Origin of the sequence: Paenarthrobacter nitroguajacolicus, from assembly GCF_031455195.1 — a bacterium.
GTDB classification, from domain to species: domain Bacteria; phylum Actinomycetota; class Actinomycetes; order Actinomycetales; family Micrococcaceae; genus Arthrobacter; species Arthrobacter nitroguajacolicus_D.
This window is the reverse complement of the sequence record NZ_JAVDSH010000001.1, coordinates 121227-142604: the sequence shown is the minus strand read 5'-3', so window position 1 is coordinate 142604 and position 21378 is coordinate 121227. Positions and strand designations below refer to the sequence as shown.

Sequence of the window (21378 nt, the reverse complement as noted above, 5' to 3'; positions counted from 1 at the left end):
GTTCCGTTCTGTACTTACGTTTTGGTTCACGGCAACGTCCCTGGCAGATCCGCATAGCGGGCGCATGGATCAAGGACTCGAACGTGCCGAGCGTCATACCAGTCTAAAGGGAAAAGCTGAAGAGAGCGTGTTAACCAGCCGTATCTACGCTTTCGGCGTGGTTTTCATCTTCCCCAAACAGGTCCAAGGCTTCTTGGCCGAATACCCCGGCCGGGACCGCGAAGCCCAAGTGCGTCCAGGCCGGAGCCATGGCGATGCGTCCGCGCGGCGTCCTCCCGAGCAACCCTTCCCGCACCAGGAACGGCTCCGCCACAGTCTCGACGGTTTCGGGTTCCTCACCCACTGCGATGGCCAGCGTGGACAAGCCCACCGGGCCACCATTGAACTTGGTGATGAGGGCCTCCAGGACGGATCGGTCCAGGCGGTCCAAGCCACGCTCGTCCACTTCATACATATCCAGGGCAGCAGATGCCGAGCGGGAGTCAATCTGATCGATGCCATGCACCAGGGCCCAGTCCCGGACACGGCGAAGCAGGCGGTTGGCGATACGGGGCGTTCCACGGGACCGGCCGGCAATCTCCGTGAACCCGGCCGAATTCACTTTGAGGTCCAACAGACCGGCAGAGCGGCGAAGCACCAACTCCAGTTCAGCTACTGAGTAGAACTCAAGGTGCCCGGTGAACCCGAACCGGTCACGCAAAGGACCCGGCAAGAGTCCCGCACGCGTGGTGGCGCCCACCAGGGTGAAGGGCGGCAGTTCGAGGGGAATGGCAGTGGCACCGGCGCCCTTGCCCACCACGATGTCTACGCGGAAGTCCTCCATGGCCATGTACAGCATCTCTTCTGCGGGCCGGGACATGCGGTGGATTTCATCGAGGAAGAGCACCTCCCCTTCCGACAACGACGAAAGGATCGCTGCGAGGTCCCCCGCATGCTGGATGGCGGGACCACTGCTGATGCGCAGTGGTGCGTTCATTTCCGCAGCAATGATCATGGCCAGCGTAGTTTTACCCAGTCCGGGAGGGCCGGACATCAGGACATGGTCGGCGCTGCGGCCACGCATCTTCGAGGCCTCGAGGACCAGTGCCAGCTGTTTCCGGACGCGATGCTGGCCTACGAAGTCGTGCAGGTTCTTGGGACGGAGTGCGGCTTCGATGACCCGCTCTTCCGGCTCCTCTCCCCCGTTGACGAGGGATTGCTCAGCCACGGCTGCCTACGCGGTTGCCGGCGCGCGCGCCGTCCTGCCCGAGCCAACGGAGCGTGGCTCGCAGGATTTGGGCGACATTTCCCGCCTCCACCAGTTCCGGCGAATCGGCCATGGCTTTATCGATGCTTCCGGTTGCGTCCTTTTCGGACCAGCCGAGGCTGGTCATCGCCGCAACTACCTGAGGCTTCCATTCAGCCTTGATCGAGGCCTGGGGCTGAGCAGATGGGCCTGTGCCGTGCGGGACCAACTTCCCAGCGAGCTCCAAAACGATGCGTCCGGCGACCTTCGGGCCAATGCCCGGCACCTTGGTGAAGGTCTTGCCGTCACCGGTGTGTGCGGCCACTCGGATGGCTTCGGGTTCGTGCACCGCAAGCACGGCCAGCGCCAACCTCGGTCCCACGCCGCTCACGCTCAGCAGGACGTCGAAGACTTCCCGTTCGTCGTCGTCCGCAAAGCCGAACAGGGTCAGCGAATCCTCCCGGACAATCATGGAGGTGAAGAGCTTGGCTTCGGTTCCTACCTTGAGGTGGCTCAGGGTCTGCGGGGTGGCAAAGACACTCATGCCTGCGCCGTTGAGGTCAATGACGGCGGTGGACAAACCAACGTGGGCTACGGTTCCACGGAGAAAACTGATCAAGACCCGGCTCCTGAATTAGCGGACTATCCGAACATATCTACGAATACCCTAGCAAGGGCAGGCGACATTCAACGTGCGCGGCGCGCTTTCGCTTCGGCGTCGGCCCATGCCTTCTGCGCGGGAGTCAGCGTTCCTTTGCTGGAACCACCCGCCGAACCCATGCCGCTGCCTGCACGCCAGGCATGCGTCAGGGCCAGGGCCAACGCGTCTGCGGCATCAGCCGGTTTGGGCGGTGCACTGAGTCGCAGGATCTTGGTGACGAGCTTGGTAACAGCGTCCTTGTTGGCGGTACCACTGCCCGTCACGGCGGCTTTGACTTCGGACGGTGTGTGGAGGGCTACGGGTATTCCCCGGCGTGCCGCGGCTGCGATCACCACCCCGGAGGCCTGGGCAACACCCATCACCGTACTCACGTTCATCTGCGAGAAAACACGCTCGACGGCGACGACGTCCGGCTCGTGCAGGTCGAGCCACTCGTCGATTGCCTGGGCGATGACCAGCAGCCGCTTATCCAGTGTCAGCTCAGCGGACGTCCCCACCACCCCCACGGCGACCATGGTGGCCCTCCGGTTCTGCTCGATGTCCACAACGCCGATGCCGCAACGGGTGAGGCCCGGATCGACTCCCAATACGCGAAGAGTCAATTCCGGGCCTTCCTGAGAGATGTCAAAACCGTGTGCTGCCGCGCCTAGTCGGCGTCGAGGGCAGCCTGCACTTCCTCGCTGAGGTCCGCGTTGCTGTAGACGTTCTGGACATCGTCCAGCTCTTCCAGGGCATCAACGAGCTTCATGAATTTCCGGGCACCATCGACGTCGAGGTCCACCTGCATGGAGGGCACGAATTCAGCCTCATCGGTTTCGTAGTCGATGCCCGCTTCCTTCAGTGCGTCGCGGATGGCCTGGAGATCTGAGGGCTCGGAGTGGATTTCCCAGTTCTCGCCGCTGTCTTTCACTTCCTCGGCACCGGCCTCGAGCACTGCCATCAGGATGTCGTCCTCGCTGAGGCCGTTCTTCGGCAGGACAACGACGCCCTTGCGGGTAAAGAGGTAGCTCACGGAGCCGGGATCGGCGATCGTGCCGCCGTTGCGCGAGATGGCGAGGCGGACCTCGGATGCTGCGCGGTTCTTGTTGTCGGTCAAGCACTCGATCAGCAAGGCCGAACCCTGGGGGCCACGGGCCTCGTACATGATTTCGGTGTAGTCGACTACTTCGCCAGTGAGTCCGGCACCACGCTTGATGGCGCGGTCGATGTTGTCGTTGGGGACAGACGTCTTCTTCGCCTTGGTGACGGCGAGTTCCAGGCCCGGGTTCCCGGCGAGGTCCGGTCCACCCATGCGGGCAGCAACTTCGATGTTCTTGATCAGCTTCGCGAACGACTTTGCACGCCTGCCGTCAATGATGGCTTTCTTGTGCTTGGTGGTCGCCCATTTGGAGTGGCCTGACATGCTTTACGCTTCTCCTCTGATCATTCGAATAAAGAGTTCATGCACGCGCTTCTCCCCCGTCACTTCCGGGTGGAAGGAGGTGGCCAGCAGTTGGCCGGAGCGCACTGCAACAATTCTAGCCACTCCGTGCAAAGTCGCCGTGTGGCTGGCGTGGTCCGGATCGACCTGCGCCAGCACTTCGACGTCGGGTCCGACGCGTTCCACCCATGGGCCGCGGATGAACACGGCGTGGACGGGCTCCACGCCGGACTCCCCTGCACTGAATTCCAGCCCCTTGAAATCAAGGTCTGTTTCGAAGGATTCGCGCTGGCGTCCAAAGGCATTGCGGCGCACCGTGATATCGAGTCCGCCAAAAGTCTGCTGCGGCGCTCCCGCGAGGTCGGTGGCAGGGTCTGCAATCTCATCGGCGAGGAGGATCATGCCGGCACAGGAACCGTAGACAGGCAGTCCGTCTGCAATTCGCTTCTGCAACGGATCGCGGAGTTCAAAGATGCGGGACAGTTTGTCGATGGTGGTCGATTCGCCGCCTGGGATAATCAGGCCATCGATGTCGTCAAGCTCTGCCGGCCGGCGGATACCCACGCCGGTAGCTCCAGCGGCCTCCACGGCGCGGATGTGCTCACGGAAATCGCCCTGGAGAGCCAGTACGCCGATCCGGAGTCCTGAACCCACGCGTGATGAAGCGTCGGAAAGGGGGTTGGTCATTGGACCATCATAGTGCTCCGGGCCTTGCCCTTGGTCGTTGCGAACCGTCCGGCACCGCCGAAGGGCCAGGCTCCATGCCGTGACTGGGATATATTACAGAGCATGCTTTCCTTCAGCGTTCCCCTCGGCAAGCTGGTCCGCAGGCTCTCCCGGCTTCGGGGCGGCGGCTCGGCTTTTCCCGGCTTGGTGGTCGAGAAAATCGACCCGGGCTTCATGCAGCGAACGTTGGCTTCCCTGCCGCACGGCGTGGCAGTGGTGAGTGGCACGAACGGCAAAACCACCACCACGAAAATGGTGGTGGAGTTGCTCCAGAGCCAAGGCCTGAAGGTCTTCACCAACCGGTCCGGAAGCAACTTCACGCGCGGTGTCGCGGCTTCCCTGATCGGTGACGTGGACTGGCGAGGCCGCCTCGACGCGGATATTGCCGTGCTGGAGCTCGACGAAGCCCATGCAGTGCACTTCGTCAACAAGGTCCAGCCGCGCTACAGCCTCCTGCTGAACGTCCTTCGGGACCAGTTGGACCGCTTCGGCGAAATCGACAAAACGGCCCGCCTGCTGGAACACATTGCGTCCAAGACGACGGACACCGTGGTCCTGAACCGCGAAGATCCCCGCGTGGCGCGCATTGCAAAGGTCCTCAACGGCCTGGATGCCGTCAATCATCCCAGCGTGCGGTACTTCGGCCTCGACGAGTCGTTGCGCAGCACTTTCCCCAACGACGACGAGATGCGCACCACCGGCATCGGCCCGTCGCCCTCCGGCACGCCGGTGGCCGCAGCGACAGGCGAGGCCGTAGATCTGCCGGCTGCCGACGTCGTACTCCGCAGGGTCGGTGCGCGGGACGCCGATTTCGAGTTCGACGGCGGGACGGTCACCACGGCAATGAAACTCCGCGGTGTCTACAACATCTTCAATGCCGCCGCTGCGTTGTCGCTTACCCGGGCGATCCTTGGCACTGGACCGGTTGACACGCCCAAACTCGTGAAAGCACTGGGTGAGGTTGCTCCCGCCTTCGGCCGCGGTGAAAGCCTGACTGTGGACGGGCAGCCGCTTGAGTTGGTCCTGGTGAAGAACCCCAGCGGATTCCGCCTCGGCCTGAAGTCGTTCCCCGCCGGCGGCTACGCCACCATGATCGCCATCAACGACAACTACGCCGATGGCAGGGACATGTCTTGGCTGTGGGACGTGGAGTTCGATTCCCTCCGCGAGGACGGAGTGGAGGTGCTCACCGGCGTCCGGGCCTATGACATGGCCCTGCGGCTTCAATACGACGACGTCCGGTTCGGAGTTGTGGAGCCGGACATCACCGCCGCACTTCGGGCGTTCATCGACGGCTCGCGCGGCAAACCCAAGCGGGTCTTCTGCACTTACACTTCCATGCTCGCCATTCGCCGCGAGCTCGCCAAAATCACCATAGTTGAGGTGGTCTCATGACCTCGGAAGCACAGACCCTCCCCGAAACGCAGCCCAGCAAGGGAACCATCCGGGTCCTCCAGCTCTACCCCCGGGAGATGAACATCTACGGCGACTGGGGCAACGCCCTGGTCCTGCAGCAGCGCATCAAGTGGCACGGCTACACGCCCGAACTGCTGGAGTACAACGTCGGCGATGAATTCCCCGAAGATATCGACATTGTTGTGGGCGGCGGCGGGCAGGACAGTGGGCAGCTGGTCATCCAGGACGATCTCCAGGCCCAGGCGGCACACCTCAGGCAGATGGCCGACGACGGTGCCCCCATGCTGGTAATTTGCGGGCTTTACCAGCTTTTTGGCAAATTCTTCAAGACCAGCACCGGACCGGTGATCCCAGGGATCGGCATCCTGGATGTTGAAACCCACGGCACTGACGAACGGCTGATTGGCAACGTCATCATGAAGTCCACCGAGTTCGGGGACATCCTGGGGTACGAGAACCACAGCGGACAGACCACGTTGGGTCCCGGCGTTGAACCTCTTGGGACGGTCACCAAGGGTGCCGGGAACAACAGTAAGGACGGCCACGAAGGTGCCCGCTACAACAATGTGGTGGCCAGCTACTTGCACGGTTCCTTACTGCCCAAGAACCCGGCTATTGCCGACTTCCTGATCCGAACCGCCGCGGAACGCAAGTTCGGTTCCTTCGTACCGGGAGCGCCCGACGACGATTACGCCCGCCTCGCGCGCGAACATGCCGCGCGGCGCCCGCGGTAGGTCTTTTATTTCTCCTTGGTGATCAGCAGTTCGTGCGCACCGGCGGTAGCCGCGCCCATGGACTCAACGACTGCCTTGGTGCGTTGGTGGGTTTCGGCGTCCGCCGCAGGTGAAGCGCACACACCTTGGGGTGCATCACTTGCCACTGAGCACCAGCGGTACGGATCCCGGACGATCACCGATGGCGCCCAGGCGAGATCGGACGCGGTCCAGGCTCCGGCAGCGTTCTGGCTGAACTGGGCCCGCACCAGGAGGCCTTCATTGTTGACGACATACCAAGGGGACAACTCGGTAATGCCGTTGCCCAGTCCGTAGACAATCCAGGTTCCCTTGTAGTTTTCGATGGGGAGCACGGAGTGCGTGTGGTGTCCGTAGATCATGGTGAACTGGCCACTGTCCACCAAGGCGTGCGCCACTTCCTGTTGCTGGGCGTTGGCCTCGCTGGCGTACTCGTCGCCGGCATGCATGACGCCCAGGACGATATCGGCTCCGAGCGCTTTGGCGCGCGTCGCTTTTGCGATCATGGCGGCCGGATCCAGCTCGTCCACCAGCCACGGATACTCGGGGATCTGTCCATTGTGGCCATACGTGCCGACGATCACGGCCACCTTGGCAGCATCGGTCTGAAGCATCAGAATTTCTTTGGATGCCGCTTCTGTGCGGTAGGAACCGGTGTGTTTCAGCCCGGCGGCATCAAGGGCGTCCAAGGTGCGGAGCAGCCCTTCGGTCCCCCGGTCGATGGTGTGGTTGCTCGCCGTCGTGCATGCCTGGTAACCGATGTCTTTGGACGCGGTGGTGATCTGTGGCGGAACGTTGAAGGACGGGTATGCGGAGAATGGACCTTCGGGCGTGCCGACAGGAGTCTCCTGGTGGCAGATAGCGAGATCGCTTTTGCTGATGTATCGTCGCTGTCCTTCCAGGAGGGGAACGAAGGTGTAGCCGGGCAGTCCCGCCGCCGCAGCGTCCGTCTTGGCCTGCTGCCAGAGCTGGGTGTGGACCAGCATGTCACCCGTCACCGTGATTGAGGTACAACGCAGTTCCGGACAGGTGGACCCTTTTCCGGGAGTTGGGTTGGGCGCAGGTGTCGGAGTGGGTGATGGAGGCTCCGTGGCTGGGGCCGTGGCTGCATCGGTGCGGTTCTGCTGGTTATTCTCGGCGATCACCCCGCAGGCGCCCAATGAGAGTGCGAGGGTTGCCGCGAGGGCTACTTTCAGCCCCCATGCGCAGGTGGCGAATCCGGGCGCCTTTGTGATCTTCCCCATAATTTTCATCCTACGGGTGAAGTCGGGCAGTTCAGGGCGTGCCGCTATTGAGGACACGATTCTTACGTGAAAGAGTCACTTCATGACCAATCCTCTCTTGAGTCCAAGTCCCCTGCCTTACGGGCTGCCCCCTTTCGACGGAGTCAAAGCCAGCCACTACGCCGAAGCCGTCGAGGCAGGGCTCGCGGAGCATCTGCGGGAGATCAGGCTCATCGTGGAGAACCCGGAATCCGCGTCGTTCGACAACACTGCCGTGGCCATGGAGCGCTCCGGACGCCTCCTCCACAGGGCAGCGTCTGCGTTCTACACACTCGTTTCGGCGGACGCCACGGATGACATCAAATCGATGGAAATCGAGTTGTCTCCCAAGTTCTCCGCCCACCAGGATGCGGTGTACATGGACCGCGGACTCTACGAACGGTTCGCGGCCATCGACATGGCCGGACTCGATCCCGAATCGTCGCGACTCGTGGAGGAATACCTCAAGGAGTTCCGGCAGTCCGGAATCCAACTCGATGACGACGGCCAAGGCAGGCTGCGCGAAGTCAACGCCGAGCTCTCCCGGTTGGGGACCGAGTTCGGCCAGCGCGTAAAGGACGCCATGAAGGCCTCGGCCTTGCTCCTGGATGACAAAGCGGACCTGGCCGGGCTCTCGTCCGAGGACATCGCCGGAGCCGCTGAGGCTGCCAAAGCCGCCGGCCACGACGGCAAGTACCTCATCACCCTCATTCAGCCCAGCAACCAGCCGGCCCTCGCCTCACTGGAAAAACGGGGCATCCGCCGTCGCCTGTATGAAGCGTCCCTCGCCCGCGACACCGACGGCGGGCCGCTTGATGTGCGCGAACTCGTGACAGCTACTGTGCAACTGCGCGCAGAAAAGGCATCCCTCCTGGGGTTCGCCAACTACGCCGAACTGGTGGTGGATCAACAAACCGCCCCCGACTTTTCCGCAGTCCACGCCATGCTTGGCCGGTTGGCGCCGGCGGCAGTGAGGAATGCACAGGCGGAAGCCGATGCCCTGGCTCAGTCCGCCGGCCACCCCTTGGAAGCCTGGGACTGGGCTTTCTACTCCTCGCGCGTCCGCAAGGAAAAATTCCAGGTGGACGAACAGGCGCTCCGGCCGTACTTCACCTTGGACGCTGTACTGCGGGACGGCGTGTTCCACGCGGCCACGCGACTGTATGGTTTGAGCTTCCACGAGCGGGACGATCTGCAGGGCTACCATCCCGACGTCCGGGTGTGGGAGGTGCGAAACGAAGACGGCACCGGCCTTGGCCTGTTCCTCGGCGACTACTACACCCGGGAGTCCAAGCGCGGCGGGGCGTGGATGAACTCCCTCATGGACCAGTCCAGGCTGCTAGGCAGCCAATCCGTGGTGATCAACAACCTCAACATCACCAAGCCAGCTCCGGGCGAACCGACGCTGCTCACCCTTGACGAGGTACGCACCGTCTTCCACGAATTTGGCCATGCCCTGCACGGCCTGCTCTCGGATGTCACGTACCCACGGTTTTCCGGGACCTCGGTGCCACGCGACTTCGTGGAATATCCCTCGCAGGTCAACGAAATGTGGATCATGTGGCCCGAGGTCCTGGCGAACTATGCCCGCCATCATGCCACCGGTGAAGCCCTCCCCCAGGACCTCGTGGATAAACTCAACGACTCGTTGTTATGGGGCGAAGGATTTGCAACCACGGAATACCTCGGGGCGGCGCTGCTGGACCTCGCATGGCATGTGCTGTCCACCGCGGACGTCCCCGACGACGTGCTCGCTTTCGAGGCCAAGGCCCTGGCCGACGCCGGCGTTGCCCACCCCCTGATTCCGCCACGCTACCGGACCGGGTATTTTCAGCACATCTTTGCCGGCGCCGGATACGCGGCCGGATACTACTCCTACATTTGGAGCGAGGTACTGGATGCCGACACCGTGGAATGGTTCAAGGAAAACGGGGGCCTGAAGCGCGCGAACGGGGACCACTTCAGGGAACAATTGCTGTCCCGGGGAAACAGCCGCGACCCCCTGGAGTCGTTCAGGTCGTTCCGGGGCCGCGATGCAGAGCTGGAACCGCTGCTCAAGCGACGGGGACTGAGCTGACAACGACGCCGGGTGGCCACCTCTGTGAGGCGACCACCCGGCGTCGTACTGCTTTTGCTCTTACCAGCCGCGCTCTGCGAGGCGGTGGGGCTGCGGGATTTCGTCGACGTTGATGCCGACCATCGCTTCGCCCAGGCCACGGGAGACCTTGGCGATGACATCGGGGTCATCGTAGAACGTGGTGGCCTTGACGACGGCGGCGGCGCGCTCTGCGGGGTTGCCGGACTTGAAGATACCGGAGCCAACGAACACACCGTCAGCGCCGAGCTGCATCATCATCGCAGCATCGGCAGGGGTCGCGATGCCACCGGCGGTGAACAGGACAACGGGGAGCTTGCCGGTCGCGGCAATTTCCTTGACCAGTTCGTACGGGGCCTGCAGTTCCTTGGCCGCGACGTACAGCTCGTCCTCGGGGAGGGCGGCCAGCTTGGCGATCTCGGCACGGATCTTGCGCATGTGGCCGGTGGCGTTGGAAACATCGCCGGTGCCGGCTTCGCCCTTGGACCGGATCATCGCCGCGCCTTCGTTGATGCGGCGCAGCGCCTCACCAAGGTTGGTGGCACCACAGACGAACGGGACGGTGAAGTTCCACTTGTCGATGTGGTTGATGTAGTCCGCCGGGGTCAGGACCTCGGACTCATCGATGTAGTCAACACCGAGGGACTGCAGGACCTGGGCTTCGACGAAGTGGCCGATGCGGGCTTTGGCCATCACCGGGATGGACACGGCGGCGATGATCTGATCGATCATGTCCGGATCGGACATGCGGGACACGCCACCCTGGGCGCGGATGTCGGCCGGGACACGCTCGAGGGCCATGACGGCAACGGCGCCGGCGTCCTCGGCGATGCGGGCCTGCTCGACGTTAACGACGTCCATGATGACGCCGCCCTTGAGCATCTCAGCCATGCCCCGCTTGACGCGGCTGCTGCCCGTGACGCTGTTCGCGGACGAACCGGCTTCGTTGCTTACATCTGGTGTAGACACAAAAACCCCTATGGGTAGATAAACGACCTTCTTGCCGGAGCCACGCGCAGCCACACGACCGCTATCAGTGCACACCGGGTTTCAGGTCAAGGTGACCAAGTACTAGTAATAGTAGTCGCACGTTGCCGGGCCGCAGTACATTCATTACCGCCTTTGGGGGCAACAAACAGTGCTGTGGTAGGACGGCTGCACAATTGCGGCAGGGACACTCTGGTCAGATGCCAGTTCCCTCGACCTCGGCCATGGCTTGCCGGTGGACGGTGGCCATTCGTTGGATGATCGTGACCACGCTGGCAATGGCAAGCAGGACCAGCGTTGCGAACAACACGACGGGCGGAAGCCCCAGGCCGGTAAGCCCGGCAATCAGCAGGACGGACGCCAAACGCTCAGCGCGCTCTGCAATTCCGACGCTGGCCTGGTAGCCCAGGGATTCGGCTTTGGCCCTGGCGTAGGAGACCACCATTCCAAGGACAAGGCACACGACGGCGGCTGTTCCGATGGCGGGGTCTTCGCCCCTGGTGAAAAACCAGATGGTGAGGCCCGCGAAAATGGCACCGTCAGCCAGCCGGTCAAGGGTGGAATCGAGGAAGTTGCCCCAACCACCGCTCCGGCCTTGCATCCGCGCCATGATGCCATCCACCACGTCCGAGAATGCGAAGAAAGCGACCACCACCGAGCCCCACCACAAATGGCCAAGCGGGTAAAGGACCAGACCACCCAGGATGACGCCCGCTGTTCCCGCAATGGTGACGGCGTCAGGTGACACACCGATCCTGAGGAGCCAGCGGGCCAGAGGGGTAAAGAGGGAAGTGAAAAAGCCGCGTGCGTGCCTATTCAGCATTCGACTCCCCCGGCCAGGCTTCAGCCACAAGCTTGCGGACCTCATCGAGTGTCTGCGTGATGGCCTTGGTCTGGGCGATGATGGGGAAGAAATTTCCGTCCCCGCCCCAGCGTGGAACGACGTGCTGATGAAGGTGCGCAGCAATACCGGCGCCACCCGTTACTCCCTGGTTCATGCCCAGGTTGAAACCACTGGGGTTGGAGACTTTCCGCAGGACGCGCATTGCGGTCTGGGTGAGCTCGGCGAACTCGGCCGTCTCCTCCGCGGTGATGTCCGTGTAATCGGGCACATGGCGGTAGGGGCAGATCAACAAATGCCCCGGGTTGTAAGGGAACAGGTTCAGGACCACGTAGCAGGTCTTTCCCCGGTAGACGATGAGGGACTCCTCATCAGTACGGGTGGGCCCTACACAGAACGGGCAATCGTCCTTGTTCTTGAACTGATCCTGCCCGCCCTTGATGTAGGCCATCCGGTGCGGAGTCCACAGGCGCTGAAATGCGTCCGGGACGCCCGCGAGTCCGAAGTCATCGGTTACTTCGGCGTCGCCTGGAATGCCGGCTGCCGCGCCTGTGTTCTCCTGCACCGTCTCTGTGTCCCGTTCCGTCAGCTCTCGCGGTTCTTGACGGCGTCCACGATCCGGCGGACCGCCTCTGCCACGGGCACGCCGTTATCCTGGCTGCCGTCCCGGAAGCGGAATGACACGGCGCCTGCTTCGGCGTCCTCGCCTCCGGCAATGAGGACGAACGGGATCTTGTCCTTGCTGGCGGTTCGGATCTTCTTCGGGAAGCGGTCCGAGGAGATATCCACCTCAGCCCGGATTCCGGCGGCCTTGAGCTGGTCCACGACGTCGAACACGTAGTCGTTGAAAGTCTCGGCTACGGGAATGCCCACTACCTGGACGGGGGCAAGCCATGCGGGGAAAGCACCTGCGTAGTGCTCGGTAAGGACACCCATGAAGCGTTCCACGGAACCGAAGAGGGCCCGGTGGATCATGACCGGCCGCTGGCGCGTGCCGTCGGCGGCTTGGTACTCCAGTTCGAAGCGTTCGGGCAGGTTGAAGTCCAGCTGAATGGTGGACATCTGCCAGGTCCGGCCCAGTGCGTCTTTGGCCTGCACGGAGATCTTGGGACCGTAGAAAGCTGCTCCACCCGGATCCGGAACCAGTTCCAGGCCGGAAGCCGCAGCGACCTCGGAAAGGGTGCGTGTGGCCTCTTCCCAAGCGGCGTCGTCACCGACGAACTTTTCCTCGTTCTTGGTGGAGAGCTCCAGGTAGAAGTCGTCCAGGCCATAGTCCTTGAGGAGTCCCAGGACGAAGTTCAGCGTGGTGGTGAGTTCGTCCTTCATCTGCTCGCGCGTGCAGTAGATGTGGGCGTCGTCCTGTGTCATGCCGCGAACTCGTGTCAGGCCATGCACGACACCGGACTTCTCGTAGCGGTACACAGATCCGAACTCGAACAAGCGCAACGGAAGTTCACGGTAGGAACGGCCACGCGAGCGGTAGATCAGGTTGTGCATGGGGCAGTTCATCGGCTTCAGGTAGTAGTCCTGTGCCGGCTTGCGGACCGTGCCGTCTTCGTTGAATTCGGCGTCCACCTGCATCGCCGGGAACATGCCGTCCTTGTACCAGTCAAGGTGGCCGGAAACCTCGTAAAGGTGTCCCTTGGTGATGTGCGGGGTGTAAACGAACTCGTAGCCGGCATCCACGTGGCGCTTGCGTGAGTAGTCCTCCATCTCCTTGCGGATAATGCCGCCCTTGGGGTGGAAAACGGGGAGGCCGGATCCGAGCTCGTCCGGGAAGGAGAACAGGTCCAGTTCCACACCGAGCTTGCGGTGGTCGCGGCGCTCGGCCTCGGCAATTCGTTCCTGGTAGGCCTTGAGCGCCTCCTTGGTGGGCCAGGCCGTGCCGTAGATGCGCTGCAGCTGCTGGTTGTTCTGGTTACCCAGCCAGTAGGCAGCGGAGGAACGGGTCAACGCGAAAGCGTTGGAAATGATTTTGGTGTTGGGCAGGTGCGGTCCACGGCACAGATCGCACCAGACGCTCTCGCCGCTCTTCCTGTCCACATTGTCGTAGATGGTGATGTCGCCGGCGCCGACCTCAACGTTGACGCCCTCCGCGGCGTCGGTTGCATCGTTCTTTTTCCCCAGCAGTTCGAGCTTGTAGGGCTCGTTTGCCATGGCTTCGCGGGCTTCTTCTTCGGTGACCACGCGGCGAACGAACTTCTGGTTCTGGTTGATGATCTTCTGCATCATCTTTTCCAGCTGGCGCAGGTCTTCCGGCGTGAATGGCTCGGCTACGTCAAAGTCGAAGTAGAAGCCATCCGTGATGTACGGGCCAATGCCAAGCTTGGCGTCGGGGCGCAACTGCTGCACAGCCTGTGCCATGACGTGCGCGGTGGAGTGGCGCAGCACGTTGAGGCCATCGGGTGATTCGATGGTGACGCCTTCGATCTCAGCGTCAGCGGGAAGCACCTGGTCGAGGTCTTTCAGCACACCGTTGACACGGGCTACAACGACGTCGCGGCGCTCGAAGAAGAGTTCCGCGCCGGTAGTCCCTTCCGTCACCTTGGTCTCTTCGCCATCGACGATGAGGGTGATCTGTTGGGCATCTGACACGGGTGTCTCCTATTCATAGTTGAGGCTTCATAGCTTGTGGCGTACGGGGACCACAGCCAGCCACCGTCAATCGTATCCGTTTCGGTGAAGGCGGCCAAAGCAGCACGCCGTCGCCGGATTCAGCTGCCTAAGCCCGTGATGGCAAGGTTCCGGGAGATCCCGTGAAGTGGTCCGTGATGCGTATATTCATCAGGCAGGCCAGCTCCGGACGGAAGGAGTTCCGCGTAGGGCAAGGTCTCGGGCTTGCCAAGGTCCCAGGCTTTGCTGGCGCTCAGGCTGATTCCCCTGGGACCGGTCCTCCTGGTAGTCCCCCGGATCAGCAACATCCGGGTGCCGAACAGCAGCGGACCCGAATCTTCCTGTGCTTCGTGAAAGAAGACTGAATCAACGCAACCGGTGCCGTCGTCGATGCTGATGAACACCACACGCCGCCCTCCCCGCATGGGTGGGGTTTGGGTGGCGACCCGCACTCCCGCCACCAGGACCTCAGTGCCATTTCGCAGCCCCAGAAGTTTGTCAGCAGTGGTGACTCCGAGCTTGTCCAACAACGGCCTATGGCTGTCCATCAGGTGCTCACTGACATCCATTGCCATCAGGTCAAGCTCGGCCCTGACATTTTCCACCCTGGTGGGGGCTGGCAGTTCCGGAGCCAGGTTCCTCAGTTCAACATCCCCCAGCGCAAAAGACAGTTGCCCCTCAATGACGTCGGCAGCCTTCCTGGCTGGACTTGTTTGGAGGGCTTGCAGGTGCTGTACGAGGTCTGCGCGGTTTGCTTTTCCGCCGGAATCCTTATGCAGGGCATCAAAGGCCCCTAACTGGGCCAGCCTTTTGATGTTTGGCTTGCTCACCCTTGCCCGGGCCCGGAGGTCCGCGAGGGAATCGTATGGCTGGCCGGCAACAATCCTCTTCAGCTCCGCACCGGACAGCCCATAGATGCCGGTCAGGCTCAAGCGAATGCCGAGCTTGCCCGCGTCAGGGCCCTCCTGGATTTTCTCGACCCGGTATTCAGCATGACTTCGGTTGATGTCCAACGGAAGGATGGGAATGCCAAGCCGGCGGGCTTCTGCCACCAGGAGGCGTTTGGGGTACATTCCGGGGTCGTGTTCCCACAGCCCTGCGAGGAAAGCTTCGGGATGATGGGTCTTGAGCCAGGCAGATTGGTAGGTGGGCACGGCAAACGCCGCACCATGGGCCTTGCAGAAACCGAAACTGCCAAAGGCCTTAAGAGTCCCCCAGACCTTGTCCACGACTTCTGGCGGATAGTTCCTGATCGCTTCCTTGCGAAAGAATTTCTCGACGCCGGGTTCGTGGACATCGTCACCCAGGGCACGACGGAACTCGTCAGCCCTGTCCAGTCCGCAGTTGGTCATGACATCAAATGTTTTGAGGATCTGTTCGTGGAACACCGTCACGCCATGCGTTTCCTGCAGGACCGGCTTGAGGTCCGGATGAGGGTAGACCTCAGGGGCAAAACCGTGCCTGTGCTCCAGGAAGGGCCGGACCATGTCAGATTTCATGGGCCCGGGCCTGAAGAGGGAAATATCTATGATGAGGTCGTTGAATTCCCGGGGTGCCATCTTGCCAATGAGCTCGCGCTGGCCCGGGGACTCGATTTGGAAGCACCCCAGGGTGTGCGTGCTTCTGATCAGCTCATACGTGGCCTGATCGTCGAAGGGGACGGCGTTGAGGTCGATCCTGCCATCCGGCGCAATATAGTCAGGACCCGAACCACCCGGCCCCACGGGATGCCTGCCGGCTTTCACTACCTCGTCCTTGCTTGGATGCAAACGGATGACTTCCCGGACAGCAAAAGCCATGGCACTTTGCATACGCACGCCAAGGACATCCAGTTTCAGCATGCCCATGGGATCCATGTCGTGCTTGTCGAATTGGCTCATGGGCAGGCCCAACCCGCTGGGTTGTACAGGAGTCCGGTCCAGGAGGGTGGCATCACCCAGGATCACTCCGCAGGGGTGCATGGAGATGTGGCGGGGCAAGCGGTCCAGTCTTTCGGTCAGGTCCACCAGCAGATCGAGCTGCTGGTTTTCTTCCAAAGCACCCCGTTCCACCCGCCCGGCAAAATCGCGAAGCTCAGGCTTCTCCACCAGCGCCTCACGGAATTTGCGGGCAGAAAACCTCCACAATTGCTTGGCGATTTCGCCGATTTCGCCTTCGTCCATGCCCAGCGCCATCCCCGCATCCCGGACGGCCCCCCTTGCCCGGTACCCGTTTTGCATGCTCATGAGGGTGACGCGCTCGGCTCCAAACCGGTCAAAAATCTTTCGATAGACGTTGTGCCGTTCCGCACTTTCCACATCGATGTCGATATCCGGCAGGGTTGACCGGCGCCCGGACAGGAAACGTTCGAAGATGAGGTCGTGGCGGATCGGGTCCACCTGGCTGATGTCGATCAAATAGTTGACTAGGCTGGAGGCGCCGGATCCCCTGGCCGCGACCCGGACCCCCATGTCCAGGATCATCCGTGAAACCTCGGCCACGGTGAGGAAGTATGACCCGAACCCCAGGTTGCCAATGATGCCAAGCTCGTGGTCCAACCGCGAGCGCAGCTGTTCTTCTGCCGGTCCGCTGATGCCGGGGAATCGTCGGGAGATTCCAGCGTTGCAACGTTCGGCCAGTTCGACCATTGGATCTTTTTCGATGCCGATGATGGAGGCTTCAGGGACAACCGGTGTTTTCCATCCCATATCAAGGACGGGGTTGATCCGGCATTTGTCGGCGAGGGCTTCAGTGTTGGCAAGGAGTTTGTGAAGGTCGGCTTTGCCCTGACCGGCGGCACCCATGATTTCCTTGCCCAGTTGGAGCATGTGGTGGGCGTTCTTGAGCCATCCCTGGCCCGTGGGTTGGAGCATGGGGGCGGTTGAGAGCTCGGGGAGGGATTTAAGGGTGCGTGCTGAGTCGAGGACGTCGGCGGTGGCGGCGCCGTCCTGTGCGCAGTAGCGGACGGCGTTGGTGAGGATTGCCGGGACGTTGTATTCAAGTGCCAGTTTGAGCATCCGCACTGCATGGGCGGTGCTGAGGGGTTCACCGGGGGCGCTGAGGTGGGTCACTGTTTCGGCGACGATGGTGCCCGGTGGCATGGCGTTGATCCACTCTTTGAAGAGGGTCCGGGGCCTGAGGTATTTGCGTCCTCCCATTGATTGCCCAACATCGGAGTCGGGGCCTATCAGGACGGTGAGTACAGGTTTGAGTGTTTGGGGATCCAGGGTTCGTGAGGCGAGTTCGCTTCTGGTGACTGCCACCGGGATTGTTCCGCCGGCTTTTCCTGAGGTCCGTGCGTGGGCGTCGGAGATGAGGCGGCAGAGCGCCCTGTATCCGGCGCCGTTGTTGTTGCCGTGGGCCAGGACGACGACGCGGCCCGCGATTTGGGTGCGGTGGTCGCCGTCGTCGTCGAAGACTGCAAGGTCAACCCCCACGATGGGGTCGATTCCCGCGTCCATGCAGGCCTTGATGTGTTTAACGGTTCCGTACAGACCGTCCCTGTCAGTACAGGCGAGCGCGGTTGCTGAGTCTGCTGCGGCGGCTTGGGCGAGTTCATCGGGCCAGGAGACCCCGTAGTGGGCGCTGAAGGCTGTTGAGACGTGCAGGTGGGTGAAGCTCAAGGTTCACGCTGCTTCGTCGGGCTCAACGGCGCTTGCCGGTGCTGCATCGTGGATGCGGAGGAGCCGCCACCGCCCGCTGCCAAGGTGGCGGACGATGTCAAGGGTGATCGTGTTTTCGAGTTGGACGCGCCAGATTTCGTGGTCGACCAGCCCTGCTCCGCTGCCGATGGGTGCACGGGTTTCCTCTGCCCACCACTTGCGTCGTTCAAACCATCGGTTCGGTTCTCCCGCGACTTTGTAGCTGGTCCCCTTCCACGTAACTTCCAGTGGTTGGCCTTGGCCTGTGCAGATGACGTCCACTGATTCGCTGAACAGTCCCATATCCACACTCCTTGCGCCCTAATCCTTATTCGAAAGTATGTTCGAATAAGTCCAGTTTACGACGCTGCACCGACAAAACCTACTTCGAAGTTTTTGCCTTTCCCTTGACCCGGGAGACCTGCCTTCCCGCCTGGTTCAGCAGGGCATCCCGCACGGGTTGCATGCGCTGGGCGAGGGCAATCCTGCCCATCAGGGACGATGCCAACCGCATTTGCTGGGTGCGGAACACGCGCTTCCTTTCGTAGCCGGCGAGCGCCTCCTTCAGCGGCAGATCATTGAGCAGCCCACCTAGGGTCACGGCATCTATCAGTGCTTCGCAGGCGCCCCTTCCGAGGTTGGGCGTCATGGCGTGGGCGGCATCTCCGAGCAACACGACGTTTCCCTTCGCATAGCGGCCCAGGGCGGGGGTGGTCCAGATGCGTTGCGCCAGCGAATTTTCCGGCGAGGCCTGGGAAAGCACGTGTTGCACGGCTGGCGAGTATTGGTCATAGCGGACCCTTGCTACCTCCAGCGCTTCTTCGACGTCGACCCGCCCGGGACCCAGGGGCGACCTGAAGGAGGCGTACCAGTTGGTTCCGCCCTTAGCGGGGGCCAAGCCGAAGATCTCTCCCCGGCCCCAGTACTCTCCAACATCTTCCGGCGATGGGACTGTGGGTACCACTCCGCGGACTGCCAGGAAGGGCGTGGCACTGGCGGCGCTGCGCTTTCCCCATGCGCCCTGGCGAACCACGCTGTGGACGCCATCCGCGCCGACCGTCAAACCTGTACGAGTGGGAACGCTTTGCACCCTCTCCGTGACCCTCCGAACAACATTCGGCACTGCGGAGTCCAACAGGCTGAGGAGTTCGGTCCGCGAGACCCCCAACAGCCCCTCGCCCTCCATGGACAACGCCGGCTCTCCACCCGGATACCGGAGGGCGCCCGCGGTAATAATGGCGCCCCGGTCCCTGACGGCCCCGAGGATCCCCAGTTCCGAAAGGGCCCGCTGGGCTTCGGGCCACATCGCCAGGGTTGTTCCCACCGTGGGGAGGTGGGGCCTCTGCTCGTACAGGGTGACGCTGAATCTTCCGGGGTCCAGCCGCGCTGCGAGCGCGAGCCCGGCTATGCCGCCGCCAATAATGTGTACGGTTTCCATGCGGTCACTGTACTACTACATTTGTAGTGGTACCAGGGGTTGAAGCTAGACTTTCGCCATGCCTGACCGACGTACACAGTTAGCCGACGCAGCGCTCGCCGTTGTTTCCGCCCAGGGACTCAAGGGACTCACCCACCGGGCCGTCGACGCCCAGGCCGGCGTCGCCGTCGGAACTACCTCGAACTATTTCCGCAGCCGCGCCGCCCTCGTCACCGCCGCCGTCGACCGCGTCGAAGAACTGGACAACATGCTTCTGCAGCAGGGCCGTTTTGAGGTCCCGACGTCGGTGCCCGCCTTGGCGGGACAACTCGCCACCGCACTCATGGCACTCGCGCACGAAAACGCTGAACTGACCCGGGCCCGGTTCGTCCTCGCCCTCGATCAGCCGGACGTTGTGGCAGCGGGCCACGAAAGGATGCTTTCCGCCTTGGCGCAGGTTCTCGAAACCATGGGCATTGCCGATGCCAGGGCGCGGGCGGAAGCAGTGGCCGATTACAGCGACGGGTTGGCGCTGCACACCCTCACCGCACGCCGGGGACGAAGCCTCGAGCCCTCGGTTGTAGCAAGCAACGTCCAACGCCTTCTGGAGGGATGACCGGCAAAGGGGTGGACGGCAGCGGGTCCGCAGAGCAGGATTATGGCATGAGTACCAATGACGCACTCCTCAAGCAGGTCAACATCTCCGCCTCGGACGAGAACCTGGTGGCACGGTTCGAAATTGACGGCAACATACCGGGCTCCGGCGCCTACGTTGTGGGCCTTGTAGCTGCCAGCGAAGACTACTCCTCCCAGCGAAGGCTTGGCATCGAGTTCATGAACGGCGAAGCGATCTCGTTCTACTCGTTCAACCACTCCCTCAGCGCAGAGGAAAACTACGACATCAAGGGCGTGGAGCACTCCGGAAACGTCATCACGGGCAGTTTCCCCCTCTCCGCCATCCATGGGCTCAGCAAAGGCCATGTCATGACAGCGTTCAGCGAAGCGGACGGCCGCGAGTTCCAGTCCGGCGTTCCCGTGACCGAAGCTCTCTAAGACCTAGAAGAGCCCTTCCACCGGTTCAATGAGTTCCGGTGAGTTGTTGCGGACATTACCGACGGCGGCGCCCACCGGGTCAATTGTCCAATCGGCTGCCGCGTCATGTGCCCTGGACCGGACCAGCTCCACCAATCCCGCCGCATCTTTCTCGCGCGGATCGAGCCACGCTTCCATTGTTTCGGTTCCCATAGGCAACGGAACACGATCGTGAAGGGCAGTGAGTTCATCGAACACCGAGGCGCTGCGGCGGGTCCGGGCTGATTCGGCAGTCGGGGTGTCGGCAGTAAGGATGGACATGGAAAGCAGCCAGCGTCCCGGGTCGTCAGGTGAAGCCGACTGGTCCTTCCACCACTCATACAATCCCGCAAAGACCAGTCCGTGCCCGTCCCCCGGGTGCACGTAATAGGGCTGCTTGCTCTTGCCCTCCCCCTTCTTCCACTCGTAGTAGCCATCGGCTGGGACCGCACAACGGCGGGCCACGGCAGCTTTCTTGAAGGAGGGCTTCTCCAGGAGGGTCTCACTGCGGGCGTTGATCAGCCTGGCGCCACCCTTGGGATCCTTGGCCCATGAGGGGACCAGCCCCCACTTGGCAACGTGCAGCTGCCGCTTCAGGTTGTCCTCCACCAGGCGCTCCAGGACAATGGGAACCGCGTCCGTCGGGGCCACATTCCACGACTTTTCAAGGGCGATCTCGTTTTCAAGTTCGGCGTCAAAATCGGCGAGAAGGTCCCCCACCGCACGGGCCATCACATAGCGTCCACACATGCGAACAGTCTGCCCTTTCCCGAAGGAACGCACCAGCGCGGACACGTGATGTAACGTGCGCTTCCCGGCCGGACGGGAATTATTCGGCGCCGGGTTACCGTTGATACGAACGAACCAACCCGCGAAACGACCATCACTGAGGAGAGCTCTGTGGATTTCACTCCCGACTCCGGCACCATCACCATGTTCTCGACCACCTGGTGCGGTTACTGCAACCGCCTGAAGAAGCAGCTGGACGCCAAGGGCATCGGCTACACCGAGATCAACATCGAAGAAGTCGATGGCACCGCCGAACTCGTCGAACAGCTCAACGGTGGCAACCGCACCGTTCCCACCGTGCTCTTCCCCGACGGAACCGCTGCCACCAACCCCTCGGCCTCCGAGGTTGAAAGCCGACTCGCAGCCTAGGGCGCACGCCCACCCTGAAGGGTCCGCACGGAACAATCCACTAACTGCCTGCCACCTGTGATAGACAGATTGGGAATCCGTAGCGGGCCCTTCTGCAGTTAGCCGGGCCCGCTC

20 protein-coding genes are annotated in these 21378 nt (G+C 62.3%); 6 read left to right on the top strand and 14 right to left on the bottom strand.

What is annotated here, in order from left to right; translation table 11 throughout:
* Positions 1 to 130 precede the first annotated feature (130 nt).
* The 5 genes from ruvB to pdxT all read right to left on the bottom strand — a co-directional run bounded on the left by ruvB (position 131) and on the right by pdxT (position 3993).
* Positions 131 to 1207 carry a Holliday junction branch migration DNA helicase RuvB gene (ruvB, locus tag J2Y68_RS00730; protein WP_309988492.1) on the bottom strand — a complete coding sequence of 359 codons (1077 nt, stop codon included), beginning with the start codon at positions 1205 to 1207 and terminating at the stop codon, positions 131 to 133.
* Complete coding sequence (ruvA, locus tag J2Y68_RS00725) at positions 1200 to 1844, bottom strand: Holliday junction branch migration protein RuvA (RefSeq protein ID WP_309988490.1); 645 nt, start codon at positions 1842 to 1844, stop codon at positions 1200 to 1202. The genes ruvB and ruvA overlap by 8 nt, the downstream gene beginning before the upstream one ends.
* Before the next feature lie 68 nt (positions 1845 to 1912).
* On the bottom strand, positions 1913 to 2488 hold the full coding sequence (gene ruvC, locus J2Y68_RS00720) for a crossover junction endodeoxyribonuclease RuvC (protein ID WP_309988488.1): 576 nt from the start codon (positions 2486 to 2488) through the stop codon (positions 1913 to 1915).
* 44 nt (positions 2489 to 2532) lie between these two features.
* Positions 2533 to 3288, bottom strand: coding sequence for a YebC/PmpR family DNA-binding transcriptional regulator (locus J2Y68_RS00715; RefSeq protein WP_309988486.1), 756 nt, complete (start codon positions 3286 to 3288; stop codon positions 2533 to 2535).
* A gap of 3 nt (positions 3289 to 3291) precedes the next feature.
* Positions 3292 to 3993: a pyridoxal 5'-phosphate synthase glutaminase subunit PdxT gene (pdxT, locus tag J2Y68_RS00710; RefSeq protein ID WP_309988483.1), complete on the bottom strand. Its 702-nt coding sequence runs from the start codon at positions 3991 to 3993 to the stop codon at positions 3292 to 3294.
* A 102-nt stretch (positions 3994 to 4095) separates the two neighbouring features.
* Here pdxT and J2Y68_RS00705 point away from each other — a divergent pair, with 102 nt between their 5' ends.
* Entirely contained in the window at positions 4096 to 5427 is a 1332-nt protein-coding gene (locus J2Y68_RS00705) for a MurT ligase domain-containing protein (protein WP_309988480.1), read from the top strand.
* Positions 5424 to 6182, top strand: coding sequence for a type 1 glutamine amidotransferase (locus tag J2Y68_RS00700; RefSeq protein WP_309988477.1), 759 nt, complete (start codon positions 5424 to 5426; stop codon positions 6180 to 6182). The genes J2Y68_RS00705 and J2Y68_RS00700 overlap by 4 nt, the downstream gene beginning before the upstream one ends.
* A gap of 5 nt (positions 6183 to 6187) precedes the next feature.
* On the opposite strand, the gene J2Y68_RS00695 is transcribed toward J2Y68_RS00700, so the two are convergent.
* A complete protein-coding gene (locus J2Y68_RS00695; RefSeq protein WP_397334632.1) occupies positions 6188 to 7453 on the bottom strand; it encodes a CapA family protein in 1266 nt (421 codons plus the stop codon).
* A 73-nt stretch (positions 7454 to 7526) separates the two neighbouring features.
* On the opposite strand from J2Y68_RS00695, the gene J2Y68_RS00690 reads away from it, so the two are divergent.
* On the top strand, positions 7527 to 9539 hold the full coding sequence (locus tag J2Y68_RS00690; RefSeq protein WP_309988473.1) for a M3 family metallopeptidase: 2013 nt from the start codon (positions 7527 to 7529) through the stop codon (positions 9537 to 9539).
* A 60-nt stretch (positions 9540 to 9599) separates the two neighbouring features.
* On the opposite strand, the gene pdxS is transcribed toward J2Y68_RS00690, so the two are convergent.
* From pdxS to J2Y68_RS00655, 7 genes are all read right to left on the bottom strand, one after another.
* The gene (gene pdxS, locus J2Y68_RS00685) at positions 9600 to 10526 is read right to left on the bottom strand and encodes a pyridoxal 5'-phosphate synthase lyase subunit PdxS (RefSeq protein WP_257367976.1); all 927 of its coding nucleotides are present in this window, start codon (positions 10524 to 10526) and stop codon (positions 9600 to 9602) included.
* A gap of 214 nt (positions 10527 to 10740) precedes the next feature.
* Complete coding sequence (pgsA, locus tag J2Y68_RS00680) at positions 10741 to 11367, bottom strand: phosphatidylinositol phosphate synthase (RefSeq protein WP_309988471.1); 627 nt, start codon at positions 11365 to 11367, stop codon at positions 10741 to 10743.
* On the bottom strand, positions 11357 to 11950 hold the full coding sequence (locus J2Y68_RS00675) for an HIT family protein (RefSeq protein ID WP_211712264.1): 594 nt from the start codon (positions 11948 to 11950) through the stop codon (positions 11357 to 11359). Before J2Y68_RS00675 ends, pgsA begins: the two co-directional genes overlap by 11 nt.
* Before the next feature lie 20 nt (positions 11951 to 11970).
* The gene (gene thrS / locus J2Y68_RS00670; RefSeq protein WP_309988468.1) at positions 11971 to 13980 is read right to left on the bottom strand and encodes a threonine--tRNA ligase; all 2010 of its coding nucleotides are present in this window, start codon (positions 13978 to 13980) and stop codon (positions 11971 to 11973) included.
* A 119-nt stretch (positions 13981 to 14099) separates the two neighbouring features.
* Positions 14100 to 17600 carry a DNA polymerase III subunit alpha gene (locus J2Y68_RS00665; protein WP_309988467.1) on the bottom strand — a complete coding sequence of 1167 codons (3501 nt, stop codon included), beginning with the start codon at positions 17598 to 17600 and terminating at the stop codon, positions 14100 to 14102.
* A 3-nt stretch (positions 17601 to 17603) separates the two neighbouring features.
* A complete protein-coding gene (locus J2Y68_RS00660; RefSeq protein WP_309988465.1) occupies positions 17604 to 17921 on the bottom strand; it encodes a DUF6504 family protein in 318 nt (105 codons plus the stop codon).
* 79 nt (positions 17922 to 18000) lie between these two features.
* A complete protein-coding gene (locus tag J2Y68_RS00655; protein WP_309988463.1) occupies positions 18001 to 19056 on the bottom strand; it encodes an FAD-dependent monooxygenase in 1056 nt (351 codons plus the stop codon).
* 58 nt (positions 19057 to 19114) lie between these two features.
* Between J2Y68_RS00655 and J2Y68_RS00650 the strand changes: the two genes are divergently transcribed.
* Positions 19115 to 19651, top strand: coding sequence for a TetR/AcrR family transcriptional regulator (locus J2Y68_RS00650; RefSeq protein ID WP_309988462.1), 537 nt, complete (start codon positions 19115 to 19117; stop codon positions 19649 to 19651).
* A gap of 47 nt (positions 19652 to 19698) precedes the next feature.
* On the top strand, positions 19699 to 20088 hold the full coding sequence (locus tag J2Y68_RS00645; protein ID WP_309988461.1) for a hypothetical protein: 390 nt from the start codon (positions 19699 to 19701) through the stop codon (positions 20086 to 20088).
* Between the two features lie 3 nt (positions 20089 to 20091).
* Here J2Y68_RS00645 and J2Y68_RS00640 read toward each other — a convergent pair whose 3' ends face one another.
* Entirely contained in the window at positions 20092 to 20838 is a 747-nt protein-coding gene (locus J2Y68_RS00640) for an SOS response-associated peptidase (protein WP_309989874.1), read from the bottom strand.
* Positions 20839 to 21006: 168 nt separating this feature from the next.
* Here J2Y68_RS00640 and J2Y68_RS00635 point away from each other — a divergent pair, with 168 nt between their 5' ends.
* Positions 21007 to 21264 (top strand): mycoredoxin, encoded by a 258-nt coding sequence (locus J2Y68_RS00635; protein WP_018777778.1) that lies wholly within the window; start codon positions 21007 to 21009, stop codon positions 21262 to 21264.
* Positions 21265 to 21378: the final 114 nt, after the last annotated feature.